The organism is Xanthobacter autotrophicus (assembly GCF_005871085.1).
In the GTDB taxonomy this organism is placed as follows: domain Bacteria; phylum Pseudomonadota; class Alphaproteobacteria; order Rhizobiales; family Xanthobacteraceae; genus Xanthobacter; species Xanthobacter autotrophicus.
In genome coordinates this window covers 147,612-163,485 of record NZ_VAUP01000004.1, presented here as the reverse complement: position 1 = coordinate 163,485, position 15,874 = coordinate 147,612, and the positions used below count along the sequence as shown (strand labels likewise).

21 protein-coding genes are annotated in these 15,874 nt (G+C 60.6%); all 21 read left to right on the top strand.

Translation table 11 applies throughout. The annotated features are described in order from the left end of the window. Positions 1–55: 55 nt before the first annotated feature. The gene (locus FBQ73_RS01815; protein WP_138397812.1) at positions 56–1,678 is read left to right on the top strand and encodes a DUF6538 domain-containing protein; all 1,623 of its coding nucleotides are present in this window, start codon (positions 56–58) and stop codon (positions 1,676–1,678) included. A gap of 180 nt (positions 1,679–1,858) precedes the next feature. Next, positions 1,859–3,124, top strand: a complete 1,266-nt coding sequence (locus FBQ73_RS01810) for a phage portal protein (RefSeq protein ID WP_138397811.1) — start codon at positions 1,859–1,861, stop codon at positions 3,122–3,124. Then, positions 3,105–3,311 carry a hypothetical protein gene (locus FBQ73_RS01805; RefSeq protein WP_138397810.1) on the top strand — a complete coding sequence of 69 codons (207 nt, stop codon included), beginning with the start codon at positions 3,105–3,107 and terminating at the stop codon, positions 3,309–3,311. The genes FBQ73_RS01810 and FBQ73_RS01805 overlap by 20 nt, the downstream gene beginning before the upstream one ends. After that, a complete protein-coding gene (locus FBQ73_RS01800; protein WP_138397809.1) occupies positions 3,308–3,640 on the top strand; it encodes a gene transfer agent family protein in 333 nt (110 codons plus the stop codon). The genes FBQ73_RS01805 and FBQ73_RS01800 overlap by 4 nt, the downstream gene beginning before the upstream one ends. Beyond that, on the top strand, positions 3,633–3,884 hold the full coding sequence (locus tag FBQ73_RS01795; protein ID WP_138397808.1) for a hypothetical protein: 252 nt from the start codon (positions 3,633–3,635) through the stop codon (positions 3,882–3,884). The genes FBQ73_RS01800 and FBQ73_RS01795 overlap by 8 nt, the downstream gene beginning before the upstream one ends. Positions 3,885–3,889: 5 nt before the next feature. Next, the gene (locus FBQ73_RS01790; protein WP_138397807.1) at positions 3,890–4,204 is read left to right on the top strand and encodes a hypothetical protein; all 315 of its coding nucleotides are present in this window, start codon (positions 3,890–3,892) and stop codon (positions 4,202–4,204) included. Further along, on the top strand, positions 4,201–5,787 hold the full coding sequence (locus FBQ73_RS01785) for a phage major capsid protein (RefSeq protein WP_138397806.1): 1,587 nt from the start codon (positions 4,201–4,203) through the stop codon (positions 5,785–5,787). The genes FBQ73_RS01790 and FBQ73_RS01785 overlap by 4 nt, the downstream gene beginning before the upstream one ends. 13 nt (positions 5,788–5,800) lie before the next feature. After that, entirely contained in the window at positions 5,801–6,187 is a 387-nt protein-coding gene (locus tag FBQ73_RS01780) for a hypothetical protein (protein ID WP_138397805.1), read from the top strand. Further along, on the top strand, positions 6,187–6,783 hold the full coding sequence (locus tag FBQ73_RS01775; RefSeq protein WP_138397804.1) for a phage tail assembly chaperone: 597 nt from the start codon (positions 6,187–6,189) through the stop codon (positions 6,781–6,783). Before FBQ73_RS01780 ends, FBQ73_RS01775 begins: the two co-directional genes overlap by 1 nt. Before the next feature lie 132 nt (positions 6,784–6,915). Beyond that, complete coding sequence (locus tag FBQ73_RS23445; protein ID WP_138397803.1) at positions 6,916–7,950, top strand: HNH endonuclease; 1,035 nt, start codon at positions 6,916–6,918, stop codon at positions 7,948–7,950. A 135-nt stretch (positions 7,951–8,085) separates the two neighbouring features. Then, a complete protein-coding gene (locus FBQ73_RS01765; protein ID WP_170218708.1) occupies positions 8,086–8,376 on the top strand; it encodes a head-tail connector protein in 291 nt (96 codons plus the stop codon). Positions 8,377–8,386: 10 nt separating this feature from the next. Next, a complete protein-coding gene (locus FBQ73_RS01760) occupies positions 8,387–8,770 on the top strand; it encodes an HK97 gp10 family phage protein (protein WP_170218707.1) in 384 nt (127 codons plus the stop codon). Next, entirely contained in the window at positions 8,767–9,195 is a 429-nt protein-coding gene (gene gp17 / locus FBQ73_RS01755; protein ID WP_138397800.1) for a tail completion protein gp17, read from the top strand. The genes FBQ73_RS01760 and gp17 overlap by 4 nt, the downstream gene beginning before the upstream one ends. Beyond that, a complete protein-coding gene (locus tag FBQ73_RS01750) occupies positions 9,192–9,524 on the top strand; it encodes a phage head completion protein (protein ID WP_138397799.1) in 333 nt (110 codons plus the stop codon). The genes gp17 and FBQ73_RS01750 overlap by 4 nt, the downstream gene beginning before the upstream one ends. After that, the gene (locus FBQ73_RS01745; RefSeq protein ID WP_138397798.1) at positions 9,521–9,892 is read left to right on the top strand and encodes a P27 family phage terminase small subunit; all 372 of its coding nucleotides are present in this window, start codon (positions 9,521–9,523) and stop codon (positions 9,890–9,892) included. The genes FBQ73_RS01750 and FBQ73_RS01745 overlap by 4 nt, the downstream gene beginning before the upstream one ends. Then, the gene (locus FBQ73_RS01740; RefSeq protein ID WP_138397797.1) at positions 9,870–11,483 is read left to right on the top strand and encodes a terminase large subunit; all 1,614 of its coding nucleotides are present in this window, start codon (positions 9,870–9,872) and stop codon (positions 11,481–11,483) included. The genes FBQ73_RS01745 and FBQ73_RS01740 overlap by 23 nt, the downstream gene beginning before the upstream one ends. Before the next feature lie 7 nt (positions 11,484–11,490). Continuing rightward, positions 11,491–13,488 (top strand): tape measure protein, encoded by a 1,998-nt coding sequence (locus FBQ73_RS01735; RefSeq protein WP_138397796.1) that lies wholly within the window; start codon positions 11,491–11,493, stop codon positions 13,486–13,488. Then, complete coding sequence (locus FBQ73_RS01730) at positions 13,488–13,844, top strand: phage tail protein (protein WP_138397795.1); 357 nt, start codon at positions 13,488–13,490, stop codon at positions 13,842–13,844. Before FBQ73_RS01735 ends, FBQ73_RS01730 begins: the two co-directional genes overlap by 1 nt. Before the next feature lie 146 nt (positions 13,845–13,990). After that, positions 13,991–14,563: a hypothetical protein gene (locus tag FBQ73_RS01725; protein ID WP_138397794.1), complete on the top strand. Its 573-nt coding sequence runs from the start codon at positions 13,991–13,993 to the stop codon at positions 14,561–14,563. A gap of 459 nt (positions 14,564–15,022) precedes the next feature. Continuing rightward, positions 15,023–15,250 (top strand): hypothetical protein, encoded by a 228-nt coding sequence (locus FBQ73_RS01720; protein WP_138397793.1) that lies wholly within the window; start codon positions 15,023–15,025, stop codon positions 15,248–15,250. 147 nt (positions 15,251–15,397) lie between these two features. Continuing rightward, positions 15,398–15,838, top strand: coding sequence for a hypothetical protein (locus FBQ73_RS01715; RefSeq protein WP_138397792.1), 441 nt, complete (start codon positions 15,398–15,400; stop codon positions 15,836–15,838). The last annotated feature ends 36 nt before the right edge of the window (positions 15,839–15,874 follow it).

Below are 15,874 nucleotides of genomic sequence, written 5' to 3'. Positions count from 1 at the left end.
ATCCTCACATCCTGTCCAAAGCTCCGTCCAAAGTTTGTCCAAAACCGAGGCGGACATGGCCGGCAAGGCGAAGTGGTTGAGGCAGCGGGGCACCACATGGTTTGTCCGCGTGGGCGTGCCGAAGGATCTGCGCGAGATCGTAGGGAAGTCAGAGCTTCATGAGGCTCTAGGCGGCAATCAACGCGAGGCGGAACGCCGCTCCCACGCGGTGCTCACCCGCTTCCATGCCATTTTGGACGAAGCCAAGCTAAAGCTGGCACAGGGCAGCGGCACCCCTCCCCGGCTTGCTCGCACCCTGGACGCCGCGAAGCTTGCCCACCACCACTATCAAAGTCAGCTCGACGAGGACGCGGCCCTTCGCGACAGTGGCGCCCTGGCCAAGATCGGGCACGACCGAGCCACCTATCGACGCCTGTTTGAGGGCGGGTACACATCTGCCTTAAGGGAAGTCGTTTCCGGCATCGCGCCAGATGACAAGATCGGCGCGACCATCGGATGGGCCATTGACGCCTATGCCGCCGACAAGCTGACTAAGGCTGAGCCCGGCACCCCCGAATGGCGCGCCCTGGCTCGCACCCTTGCCGGAATCCAATTGGAGGTTCTTCAGCGGCAGAAAGAGCGCGACGAAGGCCAGCCCGAGGCCGAACCGGCACACCCGGCCCTGAAGCCCTCCGCAGCGCCCGTGCAGGCCAAGCGCGACCGCGTCTCTATCCTCGACCTTCTAGACGGCTACCTCGCGGAACTTCGCGCCTCTGGACGCGGGGCAGAGGCAGAGAAGCGCTGGACGCCCGGCTTTAAGCAGTTCGTCCGGCACCTCGGACATGATGACGCTTCGCGCCTAACCAAGGCGGACGTGGTCGCCTGGAAAGACGCCTTGCTCACCACCATGTCGCCGAAGACGGTGCGCGACACCAACGTTGCGGCCCTTCGAGCCGTCTTCCAATGGGCAGTGGACAATGACCGCCTGAAGGCGAACCCCGCGAAAGAGGTGAAGGTGCGTGTCCTGAAGAAGGTACGCAACCGCGAGAAAGGCTTCACCCTCGACGAGGCGAAAGCCGTCTTGAAAGCAGCGCGCGACCATTCCCCCGCGCACTCCGACAATCCCCGCACCCGTGAATCAGCGCCCATGACGGCGGCGAAACGTTGGGTGCCCTGGTTGTGCGCGCATACCGGCGCCCGCGTCGCCGAAATGACGCAACTCCGGAAGCAGGACGTGCGCGAGGAAAACGGCATTGCCTTTGTGCGTATCGCGCCAGAAGCCGGCAGTGTGAAGTCGGGCCAATATCGCGACGCGCCGCTTCACCCGCAAATTGTCGAGATGGGCTTCCTCGACTTCGTGAAGGCCGCGCCAGACGGCCCGCTCTTCTATGTCGATAATCCGAACCGCGCCGGGAAGTCCCATCCCTCCAAACAGATTGCGGGGCGGCTCGCCATGTGGGTTCGCGCTCTGAACGTCATTGCTGCCGAGGTGGACCCGAACCACGGCTGGCGCCACCGGTTCAAAACAGTGGCCCGCGAGCTTGGGCTTGATCCACGCGTCATAGACAAGATCCAAGGCCACGCCGCACGCACGGCAGGCGAGGACTATGGCGACGTGACACTCAAAGCCGCCTACGCGGCAATCAAACAAATGCCACACTATACAATCGCGAAAAAGGCCGACCAGAGCGCCGCCTAGATAGGAGCGCACGGCCGAATATTCAATATCAACACAGATTGACAGCGGCGCCTTCTAGGCTTCCGTCAATCTCACTCCGCTATCTGCGAATTTTTCTCAATTAATTCGACGAAACGGTCTATTCCACGCGATATTCGTGTTATCCTATTGGCTAATACGAATTGGACGCGTTCTTTCCGAATGGGTATTTTCGATTTCTGGCCCTTTCCTCGCCAGCAGGTGACCGAAACCAAAGCGGCGCCGTCTCTTCCGGCGCCCACTCCGCTCACCAGCACCGATGCCGCGTGGCTCTCGCAGTTGATCGGCGCCACGCTTCCGGACACCGGAACGCTTCAGGTTACGGTCAACGAAGGCACCGCAATGAACTGCACCGCCGTCCGGTGCGCCGTTCAGTCGATTGCGGAGGCCGTTGGACAGCTTCCGCTGATCACTTACAAGCGCGGCAAAGATGGCTCCAAGGATCGAGCAACAGAACACGCGCTCTTCAATGTCCTGCGCTATCGTTCCTCCGACGTTTATTCAGCCCAGCATTTTAAGGAACAGCTTACGCGCGACGCATTGCTCTACGGCAATGGCTTCGCGCTGATTAATCGTTCCGGTGACTTCGTTGAGCTGTGGCGTATCCCGCCTACCGCCGTCACCGTTGAACTCGATGAAATCACTTACGCGCCGTTCTACAAGGTCCGCCACGGCGACAATCGCGAAGTGATCTATCAGCCCCATGAGATCTTTCACCTCATGGGACCGTCGCTTGACGGTCTGATCGGCGCCTCGGCGATCCAGCAAGGCAAGCACGCCATTGAATTGGCGCTGATCCTGGAAGAGCACGGGCTTGCGCTTTTTCGCAACCGTGCTGCGCCAAGTGGCGTCGTCACAGTTGATCCCAGCCTGAAGGCCGACCAGCTTAAGGCCCTCAAGGAAGCGTGGAAGGCGGCAGTCGGCGGACGCAAGAATGGCGACATCGCCATGGTGCCCGGCGGCTCCGGATTCACACCGTTCAGCTTCACCTCGACCGACGCTCAATATCTGGAACTGCGCCGGTTTGCGGTCACTGAGATCGCACGTCTCTTTCGTGTCCCGCCGCACATGCTCTTCGATCTTGAGCGCGGGACTTGGGCGAACGTCGGCGAGATGGGTGCGGAGTTTCTGACGTATTCCCTTCGCCCGTGGCTCGCACGATGGGAAAATGAAGTGGCAATGAAGCTCTTCCGTGAAGATGAGCGCGACACCTACTTCGCCGAATTCCTGTCGGATGACCTCACCCGCATGGATATCGCGGCGCGTGCCGACGCTTACAGTAAGCTCATTTCTTCGCGCGTCCTGTCGCCCAATGAGGCCCGCGCCAAAGAAAACCTTCCGCCTTACGATGGCGGCGACGAATTCATCAATCCAAATACCACGTCTTCCACCATTCCGGATCAGAACAATGCTGACAAACCTGCCTGAAATCGCTGCGGCATTTGCCGCCGCACACGGTCCATTCTCCCAGGCCGTGACCATGCTCAAGAGCGTCGCGACCTCTGGCGCGCCCCTGCCGCCCGCAAATCGGAAATGCGATTTCGCCAAGCACGCTGAGCGCCAGCATGACGGCCAGATCGTGCTCGATCTGGACAAGCTCGGAGTCGGTGCGTGACTTCCACCAAGATTAAACGCTTTCTCGGCGACGGCCAGTATGAGTTCAACTTGTCCAGTACGCAGATCGTGAAGCTGGAAAAGCTCTTGAATGTCGGCATCGGCGAGCTTTCGCAGCGCGTCGTCAGCGGCCGATTTCATCACGTCGAGTTGGTCGAGACCGTGCGCCATGGCTTGATCGGCGCGGGTACGTCGCACGAACAAGCCGCAAACCTCATTGCCGTCTACGTGGACGGCTCGCCGCTCAAGCCCGTGCACGCCCTCGCAGTCGAGATCTTGGCTGCCGCTTGGGACGGCGCCCCGGAGCCGGAAGGTGAAACCCATGAGTGACCCTCTGGAAATCGCCTTCACAGTGGACGATGCCGGGATTGAACGTCTGTTTAAAAGCCCGATGTTCAAGCATGTCCACAACATCGCAGAAGGGCTGATCGCACAGGCCGAAGAGGAAGACGCCATTCCCGGCGTACTTGTCTTCGCGCTCGATGCTGCGGCGAAGCGCGACCTTATCGTCGAAATGCTTCAGAGCCTCGACCTTGGGGGCGACGCACCCACGAACACCAATTCTAAGGAGTAATGTGAATGGCTTTTTCAGGTATTGCCGTGCTTCACGGCCGCATCGCACGAGTTGGCGGCAACACCGATATTTTCTGTGACGCGGTTTGGTCGGAAGATCTTCCGGCCCCGGCCACGACCGTCAACGTCGCGACCCTGCCTGACTTCAACGATCGCCTTCGTTCGCAGTCCGCATTTCTGATTCAGGCGGCTGTGGATGCCAAGGTCTATGTCGGCCCCAATCCAGCAGCGGCGGGAACCCCGACGTATCGGTGCTATGCCGGCGCTGAGCGCATCATTCCTGCGAACAAGGGCGACAAGGTTCGTTGGGCGGCAGCTTGAACCGGCTTGAAACCAAAGCCGCGTTTTCGGCGCAGCCCACGGGCGAAATCTCCGGCATCGCGTGGGTGTTTGGCCTTCCCGATGGCGCAGGCGACGTGATCGAGAAGGGCGCTATCGGCGACTTCACCGGCCTTCCGATTCTCTACCAGCACGACACAGCGCAGCGCATCGGCACTTGGGTTTCAGCCGAGGAAACCGACCTCGGACTGATCGTGAAAGGCGTGCTGGATATTGCCAGCAACTCGATTGCCAGGCGCGTTCATGCCGCCGTGAAGGCCGGCAAGCTCACCGGCTTGAGCATGGGTTTCAACCGCCCTGCCCCGCACGAAATGAAGGCCCGACCTGAAGGTGGCCGCGTCTTCTCCAAGATTCACCTCGTTGAAATCTCGGTTGTCCCCGTGCCGTCGCACGGGAGCGCTCGCATCCTCGAAACGAAATCTGCAAAGGGAACTGAAGTGGACGACCTGAACACGGAACACGACGATACCAACACGGCGGACCTGTCCGCCCTGGAAACCAAGATGGTCGGTTACGATACCGAGCTTTCCGGCATCAAGGCGGACCTCGCCAAGATCGCGGCCACCAATGCACAGATTCAGAACCGCCTGAGCCGCCCTGGCATCATCACCAGTAAGGGCGCCGACGAGACCAAGGCCGCCGAACAGAAGGCGTTCGCGACCTATCTGCGCTTCGGCAATGCGGCGCCGGCCGACGAACTGAAGACCCTTCAGGTTTCGACCGACACCATGGGCGGCTATTTCGCCCCCGCCGAGGTGTCCGCCGAGTTCGTCCGCAACCTCGTGGAATTCTCGCCGATCCGTGCGTACGCCAGCGTGCGACCCACCAGTTCGCCGAGCGTCATCTATCCGAAGCGAACCGGCATCACCAACGCCAAGTGGAAGGGCGAGCTTCAGGCTTCCGAGGGTTCCGAGCCCAGCTTCGGCCAGCTTGAAATCCCCGTGCGCGAGTTGACCACGCACGTCGATATCAGCAACCAGCTTCTCGCGGATTCGGCCGGCGCCGCGCTCGCCGAAGTCAATCTCGCTCTCTCCGAGGACTTCGGCAAGAAGGAAGGCGCCGCGTTCCTCAACGGTGACGGCGTGCTTCAGCCCATGGGGCTGCTCTCCGACCCGAACGTGACCGCGCTCGATTCCGTACGGCTGAACGCTCTCGATCCGAATGATTTCGTCGCGCTGAAATACGCTCTTCCGGACGCATATCGCCAGCGTGGCATCTGGCTGATGAACAGCACCACGCTGGCGACAATCCGAAGCTGGCAGACGGCGGACGGCCTGTCGCTATGGCAACCGTCCTTTCAGGAAGGCCAGCCGGAAACCATCCTTGGTCAGCGTGTGGTGGAAGTCCCCGACATGCAGGACCCGGAAGCCGACGCTTTCCCGATTCTCTTCGGCGACATCGCGACGGCCTATCGGATCATTGATCGCGGCTCGCTTTCGACGCTCGTGAATCCCTACGTCCGGGCCGAATTCGGCGAGACGCGCATTCACGCAACCGTCCGCGTCGGCGCTGGCGTGATCCAGCCTGCCGCCATCAAGAAGCTGCGCATCAAGCCGAACATTTGAGGAGATTCAGAACATGCGTGACCTTGCGAACAACATCGGCACGGTGCTGGCGATTTCGCCCGCCGTGCTCGCCGCGACCGTGACCGGCGCGGCCCTCGACCTTCGCGGCTTCAACAGCGCCGTGCTGGTGGTGAACACCGGCGCCATCGTCGGCGCTGGCGCCTTCACCGTGAAGCTTCAGGAGAGCGACACCGACGTTGCCGGCGACTTCGCGGACGTGGCCGCTGCCGACCTTCACGGCGCCTATCCGGCCAGCCTCGCGGCCGACAGCGTGGTGAAGGTGGGCTATCGCGGCTTCAAGCGCTACCTGCGCGCCGTCATCACCAAGAACAGCGGCACCAGCATTGCAGCCGGCGCCGTGCTGGTGAAGGGCGATGCAGTCGCCCGGCCGGTTGCCTAATGCGCCTTCTAGACGAAACCACGACTCTGAAGCTGGACGGCTCCACCGTCCGGCTTCGGCCGACGCTTCGATGCGCCCTGAAGATTTCCGAGGCCCACGGCGAACCCGTGGATTTCTGCAACAAGATCCTGAAAAACAACGTGTCGCTGATCGGCGACCTTTTCGCCCACGGGATCGAGGATGACGACGAGCGCCGGGACGCCCTGGCATGGCTCGCTTACAGCCCGCAGCCGCTCCGCAAGCGTTTGGAACACGTCGCGCTCGACCTCTACGCCTTCACGCTGCACCTCGCTGGCATTGATCCGAATGAGAAGCCGAACACGTCCAAGGCGTCCGGCCCTTCCATGACTTTCAACCGGGAACTTGGTAAATTCTTCAGCTTTGCGACTGGCATCCTGCATTGGGCACCTGAATCGGCCTGGAACGCCACGCCGCGCGAGATTGCCCACGCCATGCACGTTTGGCGTCGCACCCAGCCCGACTACAAGCCGACGGATGAAGAGCGCGAAGAAGCGCGCGCCGAACAGGCCCGAGAACAAGCCATGGACGTCACATTTGACCGCGTCGGCCTTCAGGCGCTGAAGACTTTAGCTTAGGGGGCGGATCATGACGGCGACGTGGCCAGTCGAATAGCGAAAAGTCACCTCCCTGCCCCCGCCGTTCTGGAGAGGCCGGTAAACAAGGGTCAAGGTGACAAGGCCACATCTTTTCATTTCAACGGGAATACTATGGCGTTCGCGGCACCAAGGCGTTGTTCATGTGGCAAGATCGTTCCCTATGGGATGAAATGCGAATGCCAGATTACGCGAGATCGTGCACGCAAAGCCAAGGCTGATCAAAACCGCCCAAATGCTCGCCAGCGCGGATATTCCACGAAATGGGATCGAGCACGCGCCGGCTTTCTCGCTAAGCACCCCATGTGCGCCTGCGGCGCCAAGGCCGTGGTGGTGGACCATATCCGACCCCATCGTGGTGACAGCAACCTGTTCTGGCAGCGTGAGAACTGGCAACCGCTCTGCGTCCGCTGCCATTCCAGCCGCAAGCAAAGCGAAGAGCACCGCAGCGGCAGCAACCCGCTGAGCCATCCCTTCATTGATCGCCCGCCCAACTGCCCCGTAACAATCGTTGCCGGTGCCCCAGGTAGTGGCAAAAGCACCTATGTGGCCAACCGCGCCGGCCCTGACGATATCGTCGTTGATATGCCGACGATCATGGCGAAGCTTGCAGGCACGGCCCTTTATGAGGCACCCGGCAGCTTCGCCCGTGAAGCATTGGAGATCCGGAACAAAGCCCTGCGCATGCTTGGTGAGCGCAACAGCTACAAGCGTGCATGGTTCATCACAGCTGATCCAGATCCCGCCGCACGCGCCACATGGTGCCGTAAGCTGAACGCCCGCATGATCGTCATGCCGGCAACTCTTGATCAGTGCATTGCCCAGATCGAGGCCGATCCTCGACGCGCCCACTGCAAAGAGAAGCACGTCGAGCTTGCACGCGAGTGGTTCGCGAAGAACACCGATGCAGTGAAGGGCAAAGCACAATCGTTCCTCGACTGGCGCAAGGCGAACCAAAGCTCCGACATTGATCAGAAGCCGATACGCAAGCGTGCCCAGCCGATGGACATGCACCACACCGAAGACGTTGACGGTCTCTTCTCTGATCCCGGCGAACGTATCCGTTCACGAACGATCAGTCGTGCCCTTATGGACCTCGACACCATCACGCTCGACGAATCAGACGTGATCCCCAGTGAAGATGAATGATGATGAAGTATGTCAGTCAATACTGACTTACTGTACAATAGTGTAACCCCGGGGGTAGTGAAAAACTTCTCACGATTGACTAGGGACCGGCGCGGGCAGGCTTGCGCGAGTCTCTGTGGAATTGGAGTTTTAAGAATGGCCGTGACGCTGGAAGATCTTAAGGCACACATCCGCGACCTTGGCGATGAAGACGACGCCATTTTGACTCGGAAACTGGCCGTCGCAACCGACATGATCAAGCAGAAGGTCGGCGGTTTCGACAAGTTTGATGGCAGTGTTCCGGCCCCTATCGAGGAAGCAATTCTCATGTACGCCGCGCACCTATACCAGCACCGTGAAGCCACGATTTTCGGCGGACAGGTGTTCATGCTGCCGCTTGGTGTCGAGGATCTTATCTCGACCTACCGCGACGGCTGGACCTACTGAAATGGCGAACATGAGTGATCAGTTCCGCGCGTTTCTTGTAGCCAAAGAGCCCGTCATTCTTGAAGGCGCACTGAAGTCGCAGGAGGCGAACGCGAAGGAATTCGCCCGTGAGGCGCGCCGAAAGGTGCCCAGGCGCTCCGGAGATCTGCGGAAAAGCATCGTTGTCACCGGCCCCGGACAGCGCACGCCTGCCTATTCGCGTGGTGGTGCAAAGACTGTCCCGGCGAACACCTATGTCGTCACGGCCGGCGATGCGAAGACCCGTTACGGGCACATCGTCGAGCACGGAAGCAAAAAGATGAGGGCGCGCCCGTTCTGGTGGAATACTTACCGGACACTTAGGGCGAAGTTCCGCCGTCGCCATAAGGCCGCACTGCGGAGGGCTGTGAAATGACCCTTGATCCTGTGCTTTGCCTTACGAAAATGGTGCGCCAGCGGCTCATTTCTAGCCCCGAATTCCTGGCCCTTTGCCCAGCCGAACGGGTGCTGGACTCGTTTACCGAGACCGGCGCCGGCCCCCTTGTCGCCATCGGCAACGGCGATGCGGTGCCGCCGGACCTCTATGAGACGTGGCACCATCGCGCCTACCTCGACCTCGACGTGTGGACGCGCGGCGAGGGCAGCGCCGTGCTGTGTCGCCGCATCACCCATGTCATCACGAAGACGTTGTCAGGCGTCGCGTGGGCGCCGTGGCAGGGCGACGGCTGGATTGTGCACGGGCTTTCCGCGAGCGTCACGACCGACCGAGACACGACCGAGGCGGACCTCGCGCATGGCGTCGTGTCCCTTGATGCGATCATGCAGGAGGTTGCGCAGTGAAGAACGCACCCGTTCGCGCCGGCTCCCTTCTGGAAAAACTGACGGTCGAGCGCGCCGCTACTGCCGTGGGCGATTTCGGCAACACCGTCACGCTCTGGACGCCCATTTTTGACGTGCGCGCCGAACTGATCGAGCACACGCAAGAGGAAGAGCCTGCCGACACGGGAAGCCGGATCACCATCCGCGCGTCCTTCAGCATCCGCCACACGTCCGCATTGACGATGACGGATCGAGTCATTTGGGGCGGCGAGGCTTTCGATATTGTCGGCCTGAAGGCGCTCGGTCGAAAGCAGGCCCTTCAGGTGGATGTGCGGAGGGTAGGCCCGTGAAGGGACGGAAACCGAGCACGATCAACAGCACGGCCGGCGCCCTGGTGAAAGCCCCTGCCCCGCCCGCTTGGCTTTCCCCGGAGGCCAAGAAGGAATGGAAGCGCTGCATTCGCCCGCTGATCGAGCGCCGCATTCTCACCCAAAGCGACCTTGGGCAACTTGAAAATTATTGCATCGCGCAAGGTCGTGCCCGTGAGATCGAGGGCATGTTGCAGATCAGCTTCGACCTCGCCTTGTGCCGTGCCCAGGACAAGGCATTGGCGACCGCGCGCCAGATCGCTGCGGAGCTTGGCCTTACGCCCGTGAGCCGCAGCCGGCCGGTACTTGCCGGCAACGAAGAAGACGATGCTTCGCCCTATTTGGATTGATGACGGCTCGCCCATCCCGGACCCGTTCGGCTATGGCGAGCGCGCGGTGGAGTGGCTGCGGCGCAGGAAGCATCCGAAGAACCCCGCACCGGGGAGCCCCTTCGTGCTCGATCCGTGGCAAGAGCGGATCATTCGCAAAATCTATGGACCTTGCGACGCGCACGGCCGGCGCCTGGTGCGAGAGGTTTTCCTCGGACTGCCGCGCGGCAACCGCAAAACCAGCCTGTCGGCGGCAATCACGCTTCTGCATCTCTGTGGCCCCGAGATGATACCAGCTTCGCACCTTGTTTCTGCCGCCTCGACGCGGAAGCAGGCCCGCGAGTGCTTCGAAGAAGCCGCCATGATCGTCGAGGCCGACCGCAAATGGCGCGGTAAGCTGAACGTCATCGATCATAAAAACATGATCCGGTTTATCGGCTCGCGCGCCCGATATGAGGCAATCTCTGCCGATGCAGGCGGCGCCCATGGCAGCACCCTCGCCCTCGCAATCGTGGACGAGCTACATGCGCATAAAAATCCGCACCTCTGGCAGGCCGTGCGCACCGGCACCGGCAAGGTTCCCGGCAGCTTGCGCGTCATCGCCACCACGGCCGGCGCCGGCTCTGAGAATGTGTGTTTTGAGCGATGGAGCTACGCCAAGCGCGTGCAGCTTGGGGAGATCGACGACCCGCATTTTCTCCCCGTGATCTTCGCCGCCGAAGAGGGTGACGACTGGCGCGACGAGGCGCTTTGGCATGCCGTGAATCCCGGCCTTACCCACGGATACCCCGACATTTCGGCCCTTCGCGACCATGCACGCGAGGGTGAACACCTCCTGAGCGAGCGTCATGCGTTCCAGCAATTCCACCTGAACCTCTGGCAGGAGCATTCCGACGCGCCGTTCGTGACCATGGATATTTACGACAAGGGCGCCGACGCGGTGGACCTTGAGGCCCTTCGCGAGCGCCCGTGCTGGCTCGCGGTGGACCTCTCCAGCAACCTCGACCTTACCGCCGTGGTGGCATGCTGGCGCGATCCTGAGCACGAAGACGGATACATCGTGCACCCGTGGTTTTTCATGCCGGCCGACCGTGTGGATGGCAGGAAGGTGAAGGGTGACGAGCACACCGACGCATATCGGCGATGGGTGGATGCGGGTTTGATCACCACCACGCCCGGCAATGTGGTGGACTATCGAGCCGTTCAGGCGGCGATTTTCGATATCTGCGACCGCTTCGACGTGCGCCAGATCGGCATCGATCCCTGGCACGCGCAATCGACGATGCAGGTTCTTCAAGACAAGGGCTTGCCCGTTGTCGAGTTTCGGCAGGGTGCTGCATCCATGGTGCCCGCAATTTCCGAGCTGGAGCGCGCCATTGTCGGCGAGCGCTTCACCCACGGCGGACACCCGGTGCTGCGCTGGAATTTCCAGAACATCCGCACCGTCCGGAACAAGAATGACAACATCGAATTCCACAAAACCAAGAGCGTCGACAAGATCGACGGCGCCGTCGCAGCTGCTATGGCAGTTAAACTTGCGTTCGACTCGGACAATCCGGGACGTGCGATTGATGATCCAGATTTCGACTTCTCAAAATTCATGAATCTGTGAGGCACCCATGGCTGAAAATGACGGAAAACTTGAACTTGGATTTAACGTCGATAATTCAACGCTTCAGCGCGGCTTCAAGCGCTCGCAGCAGGTCGCGGACCAGTCCCTTAGCGAGATTGAGCGCCGTGCCGAACGCGCGAGAGGGCGCATCGAACGATCTATGGGCGAAGCGTCTTCCAAGGCCGGCAAAAGCCTTGCGGATCTTGGCCGAGGTGACACCTTCGCGGCCCTTGGCGGAAGGCTCGGCGGCATCGTCGCGGCGGCCTTCAGCGGCCGGGAATTGCTGCGCTACGCGGATGCCTGGACAGGCGTCCAAAACGCCCTGAAGGTGGCCGGATTGTCCGGGAAGGACCTCACCAGCGTGCTGGATCAGCTTTACGCTGCGGCACAGCGGCAGGGCGCGCCATTGAGTGCCCTGGTGACGCTCTATGGTCGCGCATCGCAGTCGGCCAAAGAGCTTGGCGCCACCCGCGAGGAATTGATTCAGTTCTCGGAAGACGTAGCGACGGCCTTGCGCGTCGCTGGCACCAGTCCGGAAGAGGCTTCCGGTGCATTGCTTCAGCTTTCCCAGCTTCTCGGTAGCGCCCGTGTGCAGGCTGAAGAATTCAACAGCATTAACGAAGGTGCGCGCCCGATCCTTCAGGCCGTTGCGCGCGGGATCGACGAAGCCGCCGGCAGTGTCTCCAAACTGAAAGCTTTGGTCACTGAGGGCAAGATTTCTAACACAGCGTTTTTTCGTGGTTTTCAGGCTGGCGTCGGCGAGCTTCGCGACCAAGCCGCGACTGCGGAACCCACCATTTCGCAGGCCACTGAGAAAGTGAAAAACGCGATCATGCGAATGGTCGGCGAGGTGGACAAGTCGGCCGGCTTCAGCCGTGGGCTTGTCTCTGAGCTTGAGAGTATGTCGCAGGGCTTCGAGAAGGCTTCCGAGCCGATCAAAGAGGTTATCGCCCTTCTGCAAAAGCTTGCGGACCTCTACAATTATGTAAACGCGAACGGCCTGAACCTCGGAAAGAAGTTCAATCAGGCGATCTTCGGCACGGACACCGTCGAGGACTTCGTGTTCCCGCCTACTCCAAAGACGACCGGTGGCATCGGTAGTGATCCGGATCGAAATATGCGGACGGCAGCACCTACAAAGCCAATAAAGGCGGCGGATTATCCCGTCATCGGCGGGAAGACGAAGGGCGGCGGCTCGGACAGCCTGGACGAATACGAGCGGGCCATTCGGTCGATTCAGGAGCACACTCGCCTTACCGAGGCCGAGACGGCAGTCGTGGGCAAGTCCACCTACGAGATGGAGCGCGCACGGGACGTTCAGAAGCTTTTGAATGCTGCGAAGGAAGCGGGTTTGGAGATCACGCCGCAGTTGACGGCGGAAATCGAGAAGGAAGCCAATGCTCATGCCCAGGCGACGCAAAAGCTCGCCGATGCGGAACACAAGACGCAGCAGATTCATGACCTACAACAGGCCGTTGGCGATCAGATGGTCGACTCGATTCACGGGCTGATCACCGGTGCCAAATCGCTGAATGACGTTCTCGCGGACGTGCTCGACAACCTGATCAAGCTCGCGCTTCAGGGCGCACTTCTCGGACAGGGGCCGCTTGCGGGCATCCTTGGAGGCGGCACTGGTGGAGGCATCGTCGGCTCGCTCTTCTCTGGTTTTGGCGGCGCCCGTGCTGGTGGTGGCGACGTTGCGTCCGGCAAGTCCTATCTCGTGGGTGAGAAGGGGCCGGAACTTTTCTCGCCTGGACGCTCTGGCACCGTGATTCCGAATGACGTGCTCGCCAACATCCGCGCACCCTCGATCAACATCGCCCCTGCCCAGCCCGCGCCCTCGATCAATTTCGCGCCCACGGTGCATGTGAACGCGAACGGCGGTTCGCACGCGCAGAACGCGGACCTCGCCAAGCAGGTGACAACCGGCATGCAACGCATGGTGCGTGACACCATCATCGAGGAAATGCGCCGGCAGCGTCGCCCCAACGGAGCACTCGCCTGATGGCCCTCGAGACCTTCGTTCCGCCGATCCCGCCGTCGCCCAGCACTGGCAACAAGCCAGAACTGAAGCTCCTGGAAGCCCAGTTTGGCGACGGCTACACGCAGACCACGCGTGATGGCATGAACCACATCCGCGACAACGTCAGCCTGACATGGGACCTCCTATTGCCCGCCCAGGCCGACGCAATCGACGCATTTTTCCGGACCAAGGGCGGCGACACGCCATTCCTTTACAAGCCGGTGATGTTCGCGGCGCCAGTGCGCTGGACCTGCAAGGAATGGTCGCATGACGTGATCGACAACGGCTTCCGCACGATCACGGCGACGCTGAAGCGCGATTTCAATGTTGCGGTTTAGCTGATTGCCGAAGCGCTAGGGCGATGCGCCCGCTATAGTATGGAGTTGCGGATAAAAATGACCGTCTGGTGCGGAGAAACACCAGACGGTCGGAAGCACGTCAGTCAGTCAGGAAATCAAACGCGGTTCAGGAGGCCGCATCTGACATGGGAGATTATAGCAACGATAGCGCCGCTGCGCGCGAAAATTTAGAAAAATTCTCCACACTCTGGCGCGACAAAGAACAGCGTGACAAAGAGATCAAGCGGAAGCTTGGTAGAGTTGCCAAGGAAGCTCGCCAGCGAGATCCATTAGAACGCCGGAGGGATAAGACCCGCGAGCGTGTGGCTCGCTACCGAGCCGCCCACAAGGGGACTTGGGCGCCACGGCCGGTTGACCTCGATAGACTGAGAGATGAGGCCCAGGCGCTGCGCCAGTGGCTCGAACAGTCCGGACAACGCCAAGCACAGCTTCGCGCGCGTGCGAAGGAGATCATGACGAGCCGTGCACTGTACACGTCCCACTTGGCACTCACCGGCGAGGAACCCACGCATAGGCAGCTTTCCGAGGCGCTGAGCGCGAAAACCGGGACGGCTTTCACCATCCGGCAAGGTCAACGCCTGCTCGACACAATCCACATGCTTGAAGACGCAGGCGTCTGGAAGCCGCTTCCGAGCCGGCGAGATGAGATCGTTTTGCCGGACGAGGTTAGCAAGCTTTTGGAAGACCTGGACCTGTGACCGGAGCGTTACCGATTTTCACAGCCCTTGGCGGCACCCTCGGACATGCCGGAGATTTTTCCCTTTGTTTTCAATGGATATCCATCAAACGCCGGATGTATTCAAGGAAGGGCGGTGAAAATCTGTAACGCTTTTCTCCTATGTATATAAGATTCTAAGAATCAAAGAGTCTTATAGATTCCTGGAAAGCGTTACCGATTTTCACCGCCCTCACTCCCCGGCTATGAAAATCTCTTCCGGAGGGCGTACACGGGCGTTTCTAAATCTGAAGCCCCGAACACTCACCGCCCCCAAAACACCCGCCACCGGCTTTCCCTGCTTATTCTGTTCCTGTTTTATAGCGATATAGCTTCCGGCTTCTGGCTATCCGGTAAAGATCAGTCAAAACTGACTTACATCTTTTCTATGTTCTTTGTTTTGTTTCCGTGTCATGTTCCGGCATCCAATGGAGGTGCCGATATGGCTGCGTACATCGACGACGTTTCTTACAATAATATTGTCGAATTTCTCTCGTTTCTCAAACCAGACCCCCGCACCGGCCGGATTGACCGTGACGAGATCATCCTTGCGCTTGGCGAACGCGCCGACATCTGGCCCAAGGGGATCATTCCGGACGTGGCGTGGGCGTGGTGGCACCGCTGCAACCCCTCGCCCCACGTGAATGACAGCGTGAATGACCGTGACTGACAGTCATTCACGGCGTGACTGACAGCGTGAATGACCGTCACTCACGCTCACGAAACCGTGAACGCAATCTGAGCGTGAAGGACGACCTCGCCGCTATAGCGACTCGCGAAGGGGCTGCACCGTGTGGCCCCCGCACCCGAGGTGCATATGGTCGTAACAATCGAGCATCGGCGCGCAAAGGACCGTGAGCGTCAGGCGCGCCGACTCTCCCGCCTCTCACCCGAAGAACGTCGCCAGCGCTGGCGCCACTACCAGCAAGAGCACCGTGCGCGCGTGAAGGTCGCCGAGAAAGCCCCCGCCCCTCTTCCGGCTTTCGTGCCCCCTCCCCCTCCCGTGACGGATGACGACGTTGCCGTCTTCGATGCGGAGATGGCGGCCCTCTGCGCCGAAGAGGCGCCAGCCACCTCCGAACCAGAGCCGCCCGCCGACGATGCGCCGGAAATGGATGACGATATCGTCGCCGATCTGGAAGGCACGATCAGCGAGGGCCTCGCCGATCAGCGGCACATCACCCTGGACGACTCGAAGGTCGAGAACGCGAGCATGCACCGCGACATGGAGTCGTGGCGCGGCACCTACCGCATTTAAGACCAGCCACACGATTCAGTTTCACAACACGGAGAT

What these genes read in the sequence shown, in the direction of transcription:
- FBQ73_RS01720 (WP_138397793.1), top strand. Translation starts at nt 15,023, where the DNA reads ATGGCTGCGTACATCGACGACGTTTCTTACAATAATATTGTCGAATTT.
- FBQ73_RS01730 (WP_138397795.1), top strand. Translation starts at nt 13,488, where the DNA reads ATGGCCCTCGAGACCTTCGTTCCGCCGATCCCGCCGTCGCCCAGCACT.
- FBQ73_RS01735 (WP_138397796.1), top strand. Translation starts at nt 11,491, where the DNA reads ATGGCTGAAAATGACGGAAAACTTGAACTTGGATTTAACGTCGATAAT.
- FBQ73_RS01815 (WP_138397812.1), top strand. Translation starts at nt 56, where the DNA reads ATGGCCGGCAAGGCGAAGTGGTTGAGGCAGCGGGGCACCACATGGTTT.
- FBQ73_RS01790 (WP_138397807.1), top strand. Translation starts at nt 3,890, where the DNA reads ATGGCTTTTTCAGGTATTGCCGTGCTTCACGGCCGCATCGCACGAGTT.
- FBQ73_RS01810 (WP_138397811.1), top strand. Translation starts at nt 1,859, where the DNA reads ATGGGTATTTTCGATTTCTGGCCCTTTCCTCGCCAGCAGGTGACCGAA.
- FBQ73_RS01765 (WP_170218708.1), top strand. Translation starts at nt 8,086, where the DNA reads ATGGCCGTGACGCTGGAAGATCTTAAGGCACACATCCGCGACCTTGGC.
- FBQ73_RS01780 (WP_138397805.1), top strand. Translation starts at nt 5,801, where the DNA reads ATGCGTGACCTTGCGAACAACATCGGCACGGTGCTGGCGATTTCGCCC.
- FBQ73_RS23445 (WP_138397803.1), top strand. Translation starts at nt 6,916, where the DNA reads ATGGCGTTCGCGGCACCAAGGCGTTGTTCATGTGGCAAGATCGTTCCC.
- FBQ73_RS01760 (WP_170218707.1), top strand. Translation starts at nt 8,387, where the DNA reads ATGAGTGATCAGTTCCGCGCGTTTCTTGTAGCCAAAGAGCCCGTCATT.
- FBQ73_RS01805 (WP_138397810.1), top strand. Translation starts at nt 3,105, where the DNA reads ATGCTGACAAACCTGCCTGAAATCGCTGCGGCATTTGCCGCCGCACAC.
- FBQ73_RS01795 (WP_138397808.1), top strand. Translation starts at nt 3,633, where the DNA reads ATGAGTGACCCTCTGGAAATCGCCTTCACAGTGGACGATGCCGGGATT.
- FBQ73_RS01725 (WP_138397794.1), top strand. Translation starts at nt 13,991, where the DNA reads ATGGGAGATTATAGCAACGATAGCGCCGCTGCGCGCGAAAATTTAGAA.
- FBQ73_RS01715 (WP_138397792.1), top strand. Translation starts at nt 15,398, where the DNA reads ATGGTCGTAACAATCGAGCATCGGCGCGCAAAGGACCGTGAGCGTCAG.
- gp17 (WP_138397800.1), top strand. Translation starts at nt 8,767, where the DNA reads ATGACCCTTGATCCTGTGCTTTGCCTTACGAAAATGGTGCGCCAGCGG.
- FBQ73_RS01740 (WP_138397797.1), top strand. Translation starts at nt 9,870, where the DNA reads ATGCTTCGCCCTATTTGGATTGATGACGGCTCGCCCATCCCGGACCCG.
- FBQ73_RS01775 (WP_138397804.1), top strand. Translation starts at nt 6,187, where the DNA reads ATGCGCCTTCTAGACGAAACCACGACTCTGAAGCTGGACGGCTCCACC.